Origin of the sequence: Streptomyces sp. NBC_01537 (assembly GCF_045040445.1) — a bacterium.
GTDB lineage: Bacteria > Actinomycetota > Actinomycetes > Streptomycetales > Streptomycetaceae > Actinacidiphila.
Map to the genome: position 1 here is coordinate 9,293,256 of NZ_CP109392.1, position 13,906 is coordinate 9,307,161.

Annotated in this window: 14 protein-coding genes; 11 read left to right on the forward strand and 3 right to left on the reverse strand. The window is 70.7% G+C overall.

The annotated features are described in order from the left end of the window. The first annotated feature begins 20 nt into the window (after positions 1-20). The 6 genes from OG607_RS42570 to OG607_RS42595 all read left to right on the forward strand — a co-directional run bounded on the left by OG607_RS42570 (position 21) and on the right by OG607_RS42595 (position 5,134). Complete coding sequence (locus tag OG607_RS42570; protein WP_405735333.1) at positions 21-1,682, forward strand: thiolase C-terminal domain-containing protein; 1,662 nt, start codon at positions 21-23, stop codon at positions 1,680-1,682. Then, positions 1,679-2,599 carry an alpha/beta hydrolase gene (locus OG607_RS42575; RefSeq protein WP_405735336.1) on the forward strand — a complete coding sequence of 307 codons (921 nt, stop codon included), beginning with the start codon at positions 1,679-1,681 and terminating at the stop codon, positions 2,597-2,599. Before OG607_RS42570 ends, OG607_RS42575 begins: the two co-directional genes overlap by 4 nt. Beyond that, complete coding sequence (locus tag OG607_RS42580) at positions 2,596-3,132, forward strand: DoxX family protein (RefSeq protein ID WP_405735338.1); 537 nt, start codon at positions 2,596-2,598, stop codon at positions 3,130-3,132. The genes OG607_RS42575 and OG607_RS42580 overlap by 4 nt, the downstream gene beginning before the upstream one ends. Before the next feature lie 29 nt (positions 3,133-3,161). After that, complete coding sequence (locus OG607_RS42585) at positions 3,162-3,467, forward strand: DUF1330 domain-containing protein (protein ID WP_405735341.1); 306 nt, start codon at positions 3,162-3,164, stop codon at positions 3,465-3,467. Beyond that, the gene (locus tag OG607_RS42590; protein WP_405735343.1) at positions 3,464-4,462 is read left to right on the forward strand and encodes an LLM class flavin-dependent oxidoreductase; all 999 of its coding nucleotides are present in this window, start codon (positions 3,464-3,466) and stop codon (positions 4,460-4,462) included. Before OG607_RS42585 ends, OG607_RS42590 begins: the two co-directional genes overlap by 4 nt. 105 nt (positions 4,463-4,567) lie before the next feature. Next, entirely contained in the window at positions 4,568-5,134 is a 567-nt protein-coding gene (locus OG607_RS42595; protein ID WP_405735345.1) for a TetR/AcrR family transcriptional regulator, read from the forward strand. Here OG607_RS42595 and OG607_RS42600 read toward each other — a convergent pair. The 3 genes from OG607_RS42600 to OG607_RS42610 all read right to left on the reverse strand — a co-directional run bounded on the left by OG607_RS42600 (position 5,088) and on the right by OG607_RS42610 (position 7,618). Continuing rightward, entirely contained in the window at positions 5,088-5,816 is a 729-nt protein-coding gene (locus tag OG607_RS42600; RefSeq protein WP_405735347.1) for an alpha/beta hydrolase fold domain-containing protein, read from the reverse strand. The two genes, OG607_RS42595 and OG607_RS42600, sit on opposite strands and share 47 nt — an antisense overlap. Beyond that, a complete protein-coding gene (locus OG607_RS42605) occupies positions 5,806-6,528 on the reverse strand; it encodes an enoyl-CoA hydratase/isomerase family protein (RefSeq protein ID WP_405735349.1) in 723 nt (240 codons plus the stop codon). The genes OG607_RS42600 and OG607_RS42605 overlap by 11 nt, the downstream gene beginning before the upstream one ends. 88 nt (positions 6,529-6,616) lie before the next feature. After that, positions 6,617-7,618 carry a 2Fe-2S iron-sulfur cluster-binding protein gene (locus OG607_RS42610; RefSeq protein WP_405735351.1) on the reverse strand — a complete coding sequence of 334 codons (1,002 nt, stop codon included), beginning with the start codon at positions 7,616-7,618 and terminating at the stop codon, positions 6,617-6,619. 63 nt (positions 7,619-7,681) lie between these two features. Here OG607_RS42610 and OG607_RS42615 point away from each other — a divergent pair, with 63 nt between their 5' ends. Genes OG607_RS42615 through OG607_RS42635 form a run of 5 tightly spaced genes read left to right on the forward strand, consistent with a single transcriptional unit; the run spans position 7,682 to position 13,876 of the window. Then, positions 7,682-9,226, forward strand: coding sequence for an AMP-binding protein (locus OG607_RS42615; RefSeq protein WP_405735353.1), 1,545 nt, complete (start codon positions 7,682-7,684; stop codon positions 9,224-9,226). Between the two features lie 29 nt (positions 9,227-9,255). Continuing rightward, a complete protein-coding gene (locus OG607_RS42620; RefSeq protein WP_405735355.1) occupies positions 9,256-10,434 on the forward strand; it encodes an amidohydrolase family protein in 1,179 nt (392 codons plus the stop codon). Further along, positions 10,431-11,858, forward strand: coding sequence for a FadD3 family acyl-CoA ligase (locus OG607_RS42625; RefSeq protein WP_405735358.1), 1,428 nt, complete (start codon positions 10,431-10,433; stop codon positions 11,856-11,858). Before OG607_RS42620 ends, OG607_RS42625 begins: the two co-directional genes overlap by 4 nt. A 39-nt stretch (positions 11,859-11,897) precedes the next feature. Continuing rightward, complete coding sequence (locus OG607_RS42630) at positions 11,898-13,475, forward strand: methylmalonyl-CoA mutase family protein (protein WP_405735360.1); 1,578 nt, start codon at positions 11,898-11,900, stop codon at positions 13,473-13,475. Further along, positions 13,475-13,876 (forward strand): cobalamin B12-binding domain-containing protein, encoded by a 402-nt coding sequence (locus OG607_RS42635; protein WP_405735362.1) that lies wholly within the window; start codon positions 13,475-13,477, stop codon positions 13,874-13,876. The genes OG607_RS42630 and OG607_RS42635 overlap by 1 nt, the downstream gene beginning before the upstream one ends. The last annotated feature ends 30 nt before the right edge of the window (positions 13,877-13,906 follow it).

Here is a 13,906-nt window from a genome sequence, read left to right on the forward strand (position 1 = left end):
AACCGATCGAGGAGAGAAAGTTGTCCGAACCGTCGGGACGCCCCCTGCCGCAGCTCACGGAGCAGAACGAGTTCTTCTGGACATCCGGGGCGGATGGCCGGTTGCGCTTCCAGGAGTGCGGGTCCTGCGCGGCTCTCATCCATCCGCCCCAGCCCGTATGCCGGTACTGCCGGGCGCACGAGTCCGGCATACGGGCCGTCTCCGGATTCGCCACGCTGATCGGGTTCACCGTCAACCACCGGTTCAGCATGCCCGGACTGCCCGCGCCCTACGTCGTCGCCCAGGTCGCCATTGAGGAGGACCCCCGGGTCCGGCTCACGACCACCGCGGTCGAGTGCGACCCCGGGCAGCTCGAACTGGGCATGCGCATGGAGGTCGTCTTCGAGCGGCACGGGGAGGTGTGGCTGCCGCTGTTCCGCCCGGCGGCGGAGCAGCCCGCACCTGCTCCGATCCCGTCGGACGAGGTGGCGCCGGAGCGGATGCGGCATCACGTACGCCCGATGGCCACGACGGAGAAATTCGAGGACAAGGTCGCGCTCAGCGGCATCGGGATGTCGGAGATCGGACGCCGGCTGATGGTCAACCCGCTGTCGCTGACCGTCCAGGCCTGCGAACGGGCGGTCGCCGACGCCGGCCTGACCCTCGGCGACATCGACGGCCTGGCGACGTATCCGGGCGCAGGGGCGTTCGGCGGGTTCTCCGAAGGGGGAGTGAACGCCCTGGAGGCGGCCCTGGGCCTGCGGCCCACCTGGTACAACGGCGGCGGCGAGACCTTCGGGCCGGGCGGCTCGCTGATCGCGGCGATGCTCGCGGTCGCCGGCGGGCTGGCCCGGCACGTGCTGTGTTTCCGCACTGTCTGGGAGGCCACGCAGGGCGAACTGATCAAGCGCGGCAAGCTCAGCCCGGTCGGCGGCTCCGGGGACGCCGGCTGGCTCAAGCCCTTCGGGGCGATCTCGGCGGCGCACACCCTGGCCATGAACGCCCAGCGGCACTTCCAGCTCTACGGCAGCACCCGCGAGACGCTCGGCTGGATCGCGCTGAACCAGCGGGCCAACGCCGCCCTCAACCCGACGGCGGTCTACCGCGATCCGATGACGATGGACGACTACCTCCAGGCCAGGACGGTCACCACGCCGTTCGGGCTCTACGACTGCGACGTCCCCTGCGACGGAGCCGTCGCGGTGATCGTGTCGGCCGTGGACGCGGCCCGGGACCTGGCCAAGCCGCCCGTCCTGGTCGAGGCCGTCGGCACCCAGGTCATCGAGCGCATCGAGTGGGACCAGAGCACCCTGACCCACGAACCGCAGGTCCTCGGCCAGTCCGCCCACCTCTGGTCGCGTACGTCGATGCGTCCCTCCGACGTCGACGTGGCCCAGCTCTACGACGGCTTCACCTTCAACTGCCTGTCCTGGATCGAGGCGCTGGGCTTCTGCGGAATCGGCGAGGCCAAGGACTTCCTCGACGGCGGCAAGAACATCGCCCGGGACGGACTGCTCCCGCTGAACACCCACGGCGGCCAGCTCTCCCACGGCCGCACCCACGGCATGGGGCTGATCCACGAGGCGGTCGTCCAACTGCGCGGCGAGGGCGGGCCGAGGCAGGTGCCGGGCGCACGGGTCGCCGTGGCCAGCACCGGCGGTCTCGCCACGAGCGGCGTGATCCTACTCAAGGCGGACCATTGACCTCCAGCGAACCCGATCTCGCCGTGCTGACCGAGGACGGCACCGGTGTGTCCCGCGTCGTCGTCGAGGTCGACGGCATCCCGATGTCGGCGCTGGTACGGGAAGCGCCGCAGCCGCGCGCCGTCATCGTGGCCCTGCACGGCGGGGCGGTGACCTCGCAGTACTACCACTATCCCGACCGGCCCCGGCAGTCCCTGCTGTGGACCGGCGCGGCCCTCGGCTACACCGTCATCGCCCTCGACCGTCCCGGATACGGCGACTCCGCCGGTCACGGGGAGGAGATGGCCCATCCCCAGCGGCGGGTCGACCTCGCGTACGCGGCTGTGGACCGGCTGCTGGCGTCGCGTCCGCGAGGCGCCGGAGTGTTCCTGCTGGCGCATTCGATCGGCTGCGAACTGGCGGTCCGGATGGCCTGCGACGAGCGCGGGACGGGCCTGCTGGGCGTGGAACTCTCCGGGACCGGACGGCAGCACCATGACGGCGCGCTGGAGACCATGTCGCAGTGGCGGCAGGACAGGTCGGTGCCGAGGCCGGCCGGCCGCAGCCTGCGCGAGCTGCTGTGGGAGCCGACCTGGCTCTACCCGGCCGATGTCGTCGGCGGCTACCGCATCCTGTCTCCCGGCCCGCCCTACGAGGGCGTGCTGGCGCGGACCTGGGCGCCCGAATTCCCACAGCACGCCGCCCGGGTACGGATCCCCGTGCACTTCACCCTCGGCGATCACGAGAAGGTGTGGCGGTCCGGTCCCGAGGCGCTGGCCGATCTCGCGACCCTGTTCACCGGCTCCCCCCGGGTCGTCGTCGAGGAACAGAAGGACGGCGGCCACAACCTGAGCCTCGGGCTGTCGGCCCTGGCGTACCACCTGAAGGTCCTGTCGTTCGTCGAGGAATGCCTACTGGCCCGCGGGAGGGCGATATGACCGACGCAGACGCTGTCGCGCTGCTGCTCGTACGAGCGATTCTGGGCATCACCATGATCGCGCACGGGCTCAACCACTGGCGGGGCGGCGGCCGCATCGAGGGCACCGCCGGCTGGTTCACCGGCCTCGGCCTGCGGCACGGCCGGCTCCAGGCCTGGATGAGCGTGGGCACCGAAGTGGGCGCGGGCGCACTGCTGCTGGCCGGGCTGCTGACCCCGCTGGCCTGCGCGGCGGTCATCTCGGTGATGCTGGTCGCGGGCATCCTCGCACACCGGACCAACGGCTTCTTCGTCTTCAAGGACGGTTACGAGTACGTCCTCGTGCTGTCCGTGGTCTGCCTGGCGCTGGCCGTGCTGGGCCCCGGGCGCTTCTCCGTGGACAACGCGAGCGGCATCGACGTGACCGGCTGGGCCGGCGGCGGTATCGCCCTCGGCGTGGCCGTCGCGGCCACCGCGGGTCTGCTCGGGCTGTTCTGGCGCCCACAGCCGCAGCCCCAGTCGGTCCCGGCTGCGGCGAGCACGCCATCACCGTGAGCCGACCGACACCCACCGAAGGAGAGCCGATGCCGAAGGGATACGTCATCCTGACCGAGGTCATCAAGGACCCGTCGGGCATGGACGCCTACATGCGAGCAGCCGGACCGACGATCGCTCAGAGCGGCGCCTCCGTCCTGGCGGTGACACAGCCCGAGGTCGTCGAGGGGGAGTGGCACGGCGACCGGACCGTCATCCTGGAGTTCGCATCGGTGGAGGCGGCCCGCGCCTGGTACGAGTCGGCCGAGTACGGGAAGGCGAAGCCGCTGCGGCACGCGGCGGCCGACACCAACGCCGTGATCGTCCCCGGCTTCGAGCTGCCCCCGGCGGGATGAGCACCGGGGTGACCGGCTTCTTCGAGCTGTCCTGCGGGTTCCCGCCGGGCCCGGACTTCGCCGACCTGGTCGTGCTGGCCGAGGAGCTCGGCTACGCGCGGGCGTGGGTCTTCGACTCGGCCCCCCTGTGGGAGGACCCCTTCGTCCACCTTGCCCTCGCCGCGCGGCGGACGACCGCCATCGGCCTCGGCAGCGCCGTCCTGGTCCCCGGCCAGCGGTCGGTGATGGCCATGGCGTCCGGGATCGCCACGGTCGACCGGATCTCCGGGGGACGGTTCCGGGCGTGCTTCGGCACGGGCTTCACCGCTCTCCTGGCGGTGGGCCGGCGGCCCATGACGCTGAAGGCCTTCGGCGACTACGTCACCGCGGTGCGCGGGCTGCTGGCGGGGGAGACGGTGAGCGTGGACGGCAAGCCGTCCCGGATGCTGCACGCGAGCGGCCTGACCGGGCCCCGGCCGCTCAAGGTGCCCCTGTGGATCAGCGTCTTCGGCCCCCGGGGCGCCGCGCTGGCCGGCGAAGTCGCCGACGGGATCATCGGGCCCCCGCATCCCACGCTTCCGGCCGCCATGATCGCGTCCGGCACGGTGCTGGACGCCGGCGAGGACCCGGGGTCGGACCGGGTCCGGCAGGCGGTCGGACCCTGGCGGGTCGTCGACTGGCACAACGCGTACGCCCATGGCGGTGCCGAGGCCGTCGACGCCATGCCCGGCGGCCGGGCCTGGCGGGAGGACCTGGAGGCACGCGCCCCCGAGGGCGAACGCCATCTGCTGACCTTCGAAGGCCACGTCACCCACCTCCCCGACCGCGACCGCCGGCTCCTTGAGCACATCGACGTGAAGACCCTGGTCGGCGACGCGGCCCGGGTCGGCAGGCAGCTCTCCCGGTTCGCCGGGGCCGGCTTCCGCGAGATCATCTACACGCCGTCCGGCCCCGACCCGGCCCGGGAGCTGCGTGCCTTCGCCTCCGCGCATCAGCAGCAGCCGCCGGCGGTTTGAGAAGAACTCGCCCCGGTCCGGTCACGGCTCTGTCAGGATGCTCGTACCGCCGCCACGGTGAACGTAGTGTTACGTCGGTACTGTCTGTGTCGGGAGGAGTGCCGAATGGTGGCGGACCGGCGCGAGGAAATCCTGGCCGCGGCTCTGGAAGTGTTCGCCGAGCGCGGCTACAAGGGGACCTCGCTCGACGCGGTTGCCGAGCGGGCAGGGCTGACCAGGCAGGGACTGCTGCATTACTTCCGGAGCAAGAAGGAACTGCTCCTCGCGGTCCTGCGGCTCAGGGAGGAGCTCAACCGCAGGCATCTGGCGCTCGACCACGCGGACAAGGACCTGCCGAGCCAGGTCGCCGAGGTGGTCGCCTACGGGCATCGCAATCCCGGCCTGGCCAAGGTCCACAGCGTGCTGATGGCCGAGATGCTCGCCGGGGAGGGCGCGGCCCAGCGGTACTTCCACGACCACTACGAGATGGCGCTGGAGCACGCGGAGGAGCTGCTCACCGATCGCTACGGCGACCGCCTGCCCAGCGGCCTGACACCGCGGGCCGCCGCGCTGGCCTGCGTGGCGATGCTGGAGGGGATGGAGCAGCAGTGGCTGCTCGACCCCGACCAGAGCGACCACCCCGAGATCATGCGGGATGTGCTGTCCGTGCTGCTGGGGTCCACGCCTGTATGAAGTCGGCCACGGCCGTGATCGTCCCGGCGCGCAGGCTCGCCGCGTCCGGCTGCACGCGCAGGTCCACCGTGACGCCGGACCGGGCCGCGCGGGCGGCGAACGCCAGCGAGTCGTCGAGCAGCGGATCGGAGCCCGCCACCAGGAGCTGGATCGGCGGCAGTCCGTGCAGGTTGGCGTGGAGCGGGCTCAGCAGCGGGTTGGTCGGCGCGGTGCCGGCGGCGTAGCGCTCGGCGCGGCGCCGGAGTTCGGCGACGTCGAAGGTGGGATCGGCCCTCGCGTTGAGCATGAGGCTCGGCGCGTCCATGGTCAGGTCGAGCAGCGCCGAGATCAGCACCGCGCAGTGCGGCGGCTCGGCCCCCATGTCCCGCAGCCGGACGAGCAGCGCGGCCGCGAGCCCGGCTCCAAGCCGGTTGCCCGCCAGCGCCACCGGGCCACCGGCCTGCCAGTAGCCGTACGCGGCGTGGACGTCGTCCAGCGCGGCCGGGAAGGCGGAGCGGTACCGGGAGCAGACGACCACGGATCCCGTTCGCAGGGCGAGGCGTTCGGCCTGGCCGAGCGCCGCCTCGGGGGAGCCGGAGAGCTGCCGGTCGCCGTGCAGGTACAGGATGACCGACTCGGTCGGGTCCGGCGGACGTACGACCGGACCGACGGGGCTGGAATCCACCCGGATCTCATTTGCCACGGGACATCACCCTTTCCGCTGCCTGCCAGTGCTCGTCGGCCACCCACAGGCGCGCGAAGGCGCGAGCCGCCTCCTGCGCCGGTACGGCTCCCGACATGACCTGCTTGATCTCCTGTGCCGGACGCGTGGCCAGCGACCTGGCCAGGGCGCGCCAGCCCTGCTCGAACTCGGCCCGCGGCAGCACCCGGTCGACCAGCCCGAGGCGCTGGGCCTCGTCGGCGCCGAGCAGGGTCCCGGCGCCGGCGAGCATGAGCGCCCGGCCCCTGCCGACCAGCGCGGCGAGCCGCTCGGCGCCGCCCCACGCGGGCATGATCGCCAGGGCCGTCTGGTTGAAGCCGATCCTGATGTCGTCGGCGGCCACCCGGATGTCGGCGGCCACCGCGACCTCGGCCCCGCCGCCGAGGGCGTGGCCGTTCAGGGCGGCGATCACCGGGCCGGGGAAGGCGGCCAGCCGGTCGCAGATCCCGCGCATCCGCAGGGCCATGGCGACGGCTTCGTCCTCGGTGCGGATCTTTGCCAGTTCCTTGAGGTCGCCGCCCGACACGAACGCCCGGTCGCCCGCGCCCCTGATGACCAGGGCCCGGGCGTCGGCCGCGGCGTCGAGGACCTTGTCCAGCTCGTCCATGGTGGCCGGCGCGATGGCGTTGCGGGCCTCCGGACGGTCGATGGTGATGACCGCCAGGCCTTCATCGAGCTCAAGATCGACGTCCATGCTTCTCCAAATGGGAGATCCGCATTCTCGTATTTGGTAAGTAGCATATTCGTAACAGGGTGGCGCAGTCCATACCGCCGCGCCCGGCTCAGTCCTCGTAGACGACGGTGACGTGCGGGGTCACCGGCTCGCCCTGGCAGGTGAGGACCCAGCCGTCGGCGATCTCGTCGTCCTCCAGTGCGTTGTTGACCCGCATCTTCGCCTCGCCCTCGGTGACCTGGGCGATGCAGGTGGCGCAGTTGCCGGACTCGCAGGAGAAGGGCGGGGCCAGACCGGCCCGTCGGGCGCTCTCCAGCAGGGTCTCGCCGGAGTGCTGCGGGACGGTGTGCCGCTTGCCGGACAGCACGATGGCGACCGTGCCCCCGGTCTCGCCCTGGCCGGTCACGGGCTGGTCGGCGGCGGGGGCCTCGGGCTGGCTCCCGAAGCGCTCGATCAGGATCCGCCCGGGGTCCACGCCGTGGTCGAGCAGGGCCCGCTCGGTCAGGTCCATGAAGGGCGTGGGCCCGCAGATGTAGAAGTCGGCGTCCCGGTCGCCCCCGGCGAAGTCCCACACCTGCCGGTCGGTGACGAAACCGTTCCGGGTGTCCAGGTGGTGGTGGTTGTCGAAGCGGTCCGGATAGCGCCGGGTCAGCTCGTCCAGCGCGGCTTCGAAGATGACCGAGTCGGCGTCCCGGTTGGCCGTCAGCATCCGGACCCGCCGGTCCGTCGTGGCCAGTGCGGTCTTCGCCAGTGACAGGATCGGCGTGATGCCGCTGCCTCCGCAGAAGGCCACCAGGGGCGCGGCGGTCTCGCGCAGGCAGAAGATCCCGGCGGGAAGGGTGGTCTCGACGACGTCGCCGGGCTGAAGATGGTCGTGCATCCAGTTGGAGACCAGGCCGCCCGGGACCCGTTTCACGGTCGTCATCAGTTCGGTGTCGGTGGCCGGCGAACTGGACATCGAGTAGCTGCGCATGGCTCCGCAGGCCTTGATGGTCACGAACTGCCCGGCCCGGTAGGAGTAGGGCGCGTCGAGTACGTACGTTCGCGTGTCGGCCGTCTCCTGGATGATCCGGGTGATCCGGACCGGGTGGAAGCCGTGGTCTCGTCCCATGTATGGAATTTACCTTCTCTCTCTGAGAGAGTGCAATTCTCTCAAGTGGAGGGAGTACTCACCGTGCGAACGATCCCCGCCGAACTGGTCAAGCACTACGAGGCGGAGGGCTGGTGGACCCGGGACACGCTTGGCGACCTGCTGGCGCGCGGCCTGGAAGCCGCTCCCGATACCGCCTTCCGCGTGCACTCGTCCGTGCGGCCCTGGGAGGGGACCTTCGGCGATGTCGAGCACGCCGCGCGCAGACTGGCCGCCGGACTGCGGGCCCGGGGGGTCGGACCCGGAGACGTCATCGCGTTCCAGCTGCCCAACTGGATCGAGGCCGCGGCGGTCTTCTGGGCATCGGCGCTGCTGGGGGCGGTCGTGGTGCCGATCGTCCACTTCTACGGGCGTAAGGAGGTCGGCTACATCCTGGGTGCGACCCGGCCGCGGGTCTTCGTCACCGCCGAGCGGTTCGGGCGGATGGAGCACCAGCCGGACCTGTACGCGGACGTGCCCGTGGTCGGCGTGGTCGACAGGAACTTCGACGAGCTGCTCGCCGACGAGCCCATGCCCGGCGTGCTCGCCGCCGACCCGGCGGGGCCCGCCCTGATCGCCTTCACCTCGGGCACCACGCGCGACCCCAAGGGCGTGGTCCACAGCCATCGCAGTCTCGGGTTCGAGACCCGCCAGCTCGCCGGGCTCTACCCGCCCGACCGGGGCCGGCAGCTCACCGCCGCTCCCGTCGGTCACTTCATCGGCATGGTGAACGCCTTCCTGATCCCGGTGCTGGACGGTACGCCGGTCAACCTCGCCGACACCTGGGACCCGGGGCAGGCGCTGGCACTGATGGCGAGCGACGGGCTCACGGTGGGCGGCGGTGCGGCGTACTACATGACGAGCCTGCTCGACCATCCCGACTTCACGCCCGCGCATCTGGCCCACATGAAGTACGCGGGTCTGGGCGGCTCGTCGGTCCCGGTGTCGGTCATGACCCGGCTGGCGGAGCTGGGCATCACGGCGTTCCGCTCGTACGGAAGCACCGAGCACCCGTCGGTCAGCGGCTCCCTGTACACCGCGCCCGAGCGCAAGCGGCTGTACACCGACGGGAAGGCCCTGCCGGGCGTGGAGTTCCGGCTGGACGAGGACGGCGAGATCCTCAGCCGGGGCCCGGACCTGTGCATCGGCTACACCGATCCGGCCCTGACCGAGGCCGCGTTCGACGAGGACGGCTGGTACCGCACGGGCGACATCGGGGTGATCGACGAGGACGGCTATCTGACGATCACCGACCGCAAGGCGGACATCATCATCCGCGGCGGCGAGAACATCAGCGCGGTGGAGGTCGAGGAGGTGCTGCTCGCCATGCCGGAGGTCGCCGAGGCCGCGGTGGTGGCGGCCCCCGACGCCCGCCTGGGCGAACATGCCGCGGCCGTCGTGCGGCTGAGGTCCGGGTATGCCCTGCCCACCCTCGACGAGATGCGCGCCCACTTCGAGAAGGCGGGCCTGGCCCGGCAGAAGTGGCCCGAGGAGCTGCACGCCGTCGAGGAGTTCCCGCGCACCGCGAGCGGCAAGATCCAGAAGTTTCATCTCCGTAAGGACATTGCCGTGCGCCACGACGGAGAATAAGGTTCTCTTATTCAGCGAAGGAGGATCTCATGCCGTCACGTGACCTGCCGTATCCGCTGTTCGATGCGGACAACCACCTGTACGAGACCGAGGACGCGCTCACCAGGTACCTGCCCAAGGCCTACGAGGGCGTGATCCAGTACCCGCTGGTGAACGGCCGCAAGAAGATCGCGGTACGCGGTCAGATCAGCGACTACATCCCCAACCCCACCTTCGAAAGGGTGGCCCGGCCCGGGGCCTGGGAGCAGTACTTCCGCGAGGGCAACCCCGAAGGCAAGTCGCACCGGGAGCTCTTCGGGGCGCCGATGGACTCGATCCCGGCGTTCCGGGAGCCGGTCGCGCGCCTGGAGCTGATGAACGAGCTGGGGATCCAGCGCGCCCTGATGTTCCCGACGCTGGCCAGCCTCATCGAGGAGCGGATGCGGGACGATCCCCACCTGATCCACGTGGTCGTCCACGCGCTCAACGAGTGGCTGTACGAGACCTGGGGCTTCAACCACAAGGACCGCATCTACACCACCCCGGTGATCAGCCTGCCGATCCTGGACAAGGCGATTGCCGAGCTGGACTGGTGCCTGGAGCGCGGCGCCCGCGCGATCCTGGTCCGGCCCGCCCCGGTGCCCGGCTTCGGCGGCTCGCGGTCCTTCGCGCTCCCGGAGTTCGATCCCTTCTGGAAGAAGGTCGAAGCGGCCGGCGTGCTGGTGGCCATGCACTCCTCCGACAGCGGCTACGCGCGCTACGCCAACGACTGGGAGGGCAGCGGGAGCGAGATGAAGCCCTTCGAGGCCCAGGTCTTCCGGATGATGGCGGAGTGGCGGCCGGTCACCGACGCGGTGGCCTCATGGGTCTGCCACGGCGCGCTCTTCCGCTTCCCCGAGCTCAAGGTCTCGGTCATCGAGAACGGCTCGGCCTGGCTGGTGCCGCTGCTCGACGAACTGGCCAGCGTCTACAAGAAGCAGCCGAAGGGGTTCCTCGGCGACCCGGTCGAAGAGGTCAAGAACCGGATCCACATCAGCCCCTTCTGGGAAGAGGACATGTTCGAGCTGTCGCAGATCGTCGGCGTCGACCGGGTCCTGTTCGGCTCCGACTACCCGCACCCCGAAGGACTGGCCGACCCGGTCACCTACATCGACGCTCTCAAGAAGTTCAGCGAGGCGGACCAGGCCAAGATCATGGGCGGCAACCTCGCCAGGCTGATCGACGGATGAAGTGGGAAACCATCCCGCAGATGGTGCTGAGCGCGGCCGACCGCTTCGGTGACGCCGAAGCCGTGGTGGACGGCCCGCTCCGGATCACCTTCGCCGAACTGGCCGACCGGGTACGCGTGGCAGCGGGAGCCTTCGCGTCCGCCGGGATCGGCAAGGGCGACCGGGTGGCGGTCTGGGCGCCCAACTCCGCCGAGTGGATCATCGCGGCGTTCGGCCTGCTCACCGCCGGCGGGGTGCTGGTCCCGGTCAACACCCGCTTCAAGGCGGACGAGGCGCACGACATCATCCGCCGCAGCGGCGCCAAGGCCGTCCTGGTCGAGGGAGGCTTCCTCGGCCTGGACTTCGCGGCTCCGGCCGGTGTCCCGGTGATCGACCTGAAGTCGGACTTCCTCGCGAGCGGCTCGCCGTTCGAGCGCGAGGTGAGCGGCGAGGACATCTCCGACATCAACTTCACCTCGGGGACCACCGGCCGGCCCAAGGGCGTCCTGATGACCCACACCCAGACACTCCGGCTCTACGCCGAGTGGTGCGACCTGGCCGGACTGCGGGAGGGCGACCGCTACCTGATCGTCAACCCGTTCTTCCACATCTTCGGGTACAAGGCGGGCTGCATCGCGTCCCTGATCCGTGGCGCGACCATCCTTCCCGTACCCGTCTTCGACGTGGACCGGGTGCTCGAACTGGTCGAACGCGAGAAGGTGACGGTGCTGCCCGGCCCGCCCACGCTCTACCACTCCCTGCTGGAGGCACCCGGCGACCGGGACCTGTCCTCCCTGCGGGTGGCCGTGACCGGGTCCGCCGACATCCCGGTCGAACTGGTCCGGCGGATCACCACCGAACTGCCCTTCCGGTCGATCATGACGGGATACGGGCTGACCGAGGCGGGCACGGCCACGGCGTCCCGCCCCGGCGACAGTTACGAGGACATCGCGACGACGGTCGGCACCCCCTGCGACGGCGTCGAGGTGAGCATCGCGGACGACGGCGAGGTGCTGGTGCGCGGCTACAGCGTCATGCGGGGCTACCTCGACGACCCGGCCGCGACCGCCGAGGCGATCGACGCGGACGGCTGGCTGCACACCGGGGACCTCGGGACGCTCGACGAGCGAGGGCATCTGCGGATCGTCGGACGCAAGAAGGACATGTTCATCGTGGGCGGCTTCAACGCCTACCCGGCCGAGATCGAGGGCTTCCTGCTGCAGCACCCGGCCGTCGCCCAGGCCGCCGTCATCGGGGTCCCGGACGAGCGGCTCGGACAGGTCGGCAAGGCCTTCGTCGTCCGCCGCGGCCCCGCCTCGGCGGACGAGCTGATCGCCTGGAGCCGCGAGCGGATGGCCGGCTTCAAGGTGCCCAGGTCCGTGGAGTTCCTCGACGAACTGCCGCTGAACGCCACGGGCAAGGTGATGAAGGACCAGCTGCGATGACGCTCGTCCACGACGAAGACGAAAGCGACGTACCCGTCCATGAATGACTTCGCCCACACCTCCTCGGGCATTCCACTCCAGCCGGTCTACGGACCGGCGGACCGGCCCGCCGAGCCGCCCGAACCGGGCCGCTATCCCTTCACGCGCGGCAACTACGCCTCCGGCTACCGGGGCCGCCTGTGGACCTTCCGGCAGTACTCCGGCTTCGGCACCGCCGAGGAGTCCAACCGCCGCTACCGCTACCTGCTGGAGCAGGGCGGCACCGGCCTGTCGGTGGCCCTCGACCTGCCCACCCAGTGCGGCTACGACTCCGACGACCCCGAGGTGAGCGAGGAGGTCGGCCGGGTCGGCGTCGCCGTCGACACCCTGGCCGACGCCGAGATCCTGTTCGAGGACATCCCGCTGGACAGGATCAGCACCAGCTTCACCATCAACGGCACGGCCGCCATCCTGCTCGCCTTCTACGTCGCCGCCGCCGAGCGCAAGGGCGTGCCCCGGGCGAAGCTCACGGGCACGATCCAGAACGACATCCTCAAGGAGTACGCCTCCCGCGGCACCTGGATCTGGCCGCCGGACCCGTCCCTGCGGCTGATCGCCGACACCATCGAGTTCTGCGCGGCCGAGGTGCCGAAGTTCAACGCGATCTCGGTGGCCGGCGCGCACTTCCGCGACGCCGGGGCCAACGCCGTACAGGAGATGGCCTTCACCCTCGCCGACGGGGTCACCTACTGCGAGACCGTGCTCTCCCGGGGCCGGATGACGATCGAGCAGTTCGCCCCGCAGATCTCCTTCTTCTTCTACACACACGGCGATTTCTTCGAGGAGATCGCCAAGTACCGGGCCGGGCGCAGGCGTTGGGCCACGATCGTCCGCGAGCGGTTCGGGGCGACCACCGACAAGGCGTCGATGTTCCGCTTCGGCTGCGTGGCCGGCGGTGCCTCCCTCTACGCCCCGCAGGCGCAGAACAACACGGTGCGGGTGGCGTACGAGGCGCTGGCCTCGGTGCTCGGCGGCGTCCAGTCGATGTTCACCGCCGCCTGGGACGAGCCCTTCGCCCTGCCCAGCGAGGAGTCCACGACGCTCGCCCTGCGCACCCAGCAGATCCTGGCCCATGAGACCGGCGTCGCGCGTGTCGCCGACCCGCTCGGCGGCTCGTACTTCGTCGAGGCGCTCACCGACGCCACCGAGGCGCGGATCGTGGAGATCATGGAGGACCTGGACCGGCACGGCGGCATGGTCCGGGCGATCGAGGACGGCTACCTGCAGGGCCTCATCGCCGACGAGGCCTACCGGATCCACGGGGAGGTCGAGGACGGTACGCGTCCGGTGGTCGGCGTCAACCGATTCGTGTCCGACGAGCCGGCCCCCGAGCTGGCCACCTACGAACTGGACGCCGAGGGCCGCGAACGGCAGCTGAAGCGGCTTTCGAGGGTGAAGGCCGAGCGTGACGACGCGGCGGTCCGAGCCCGTCTGGCAGACCTGGCCCGAGCGGCGGAAGGCACCGACAACCTCATGGGTCCTCTGATCGACTGCGCCAACGCCTACTGCACGGTGGGGGAGATGGTCACCACCCTCAAGGCCGTCTGGGGCGAGTTCCAGCAGCCGGTGGTGTTCTGATGCGCAACAGGATCCTGATCGCCAAGCCCGGTCTGGACGGCCACGACCGGGGGGCCAAGATCGTCGCGCGCCGGCTGCGCGACGCGGGCTTCGAGATCATCTTCACCGGCATTCGCCAGCGGGTCGACGACATCGTGGCGACCGCCGTCCAGGAGGACGTCGCCGTCGTCGGGCTCAGCATCCTGTCGGGTGCGCATCTCGCCCTGACCACCCGCACGGTCGAGGGCCTGCGGGCCGCCGGCGCCGCCGACATCGCCGTCATCGTCGGCGGCACGATCCCGCTGGGAGACGTGCCCCGTATGCAAGCCGCCGGTGCCGCCGCGGTCTTTCCGACCGGCACCCCTCTCGACGCCATCGTGGTGGAGGTCCGCAAGCTGACCTCCGCCCCTGCGTCGCCCTGACCGACCGGATGTCGAAAGCCTGGAGGAACT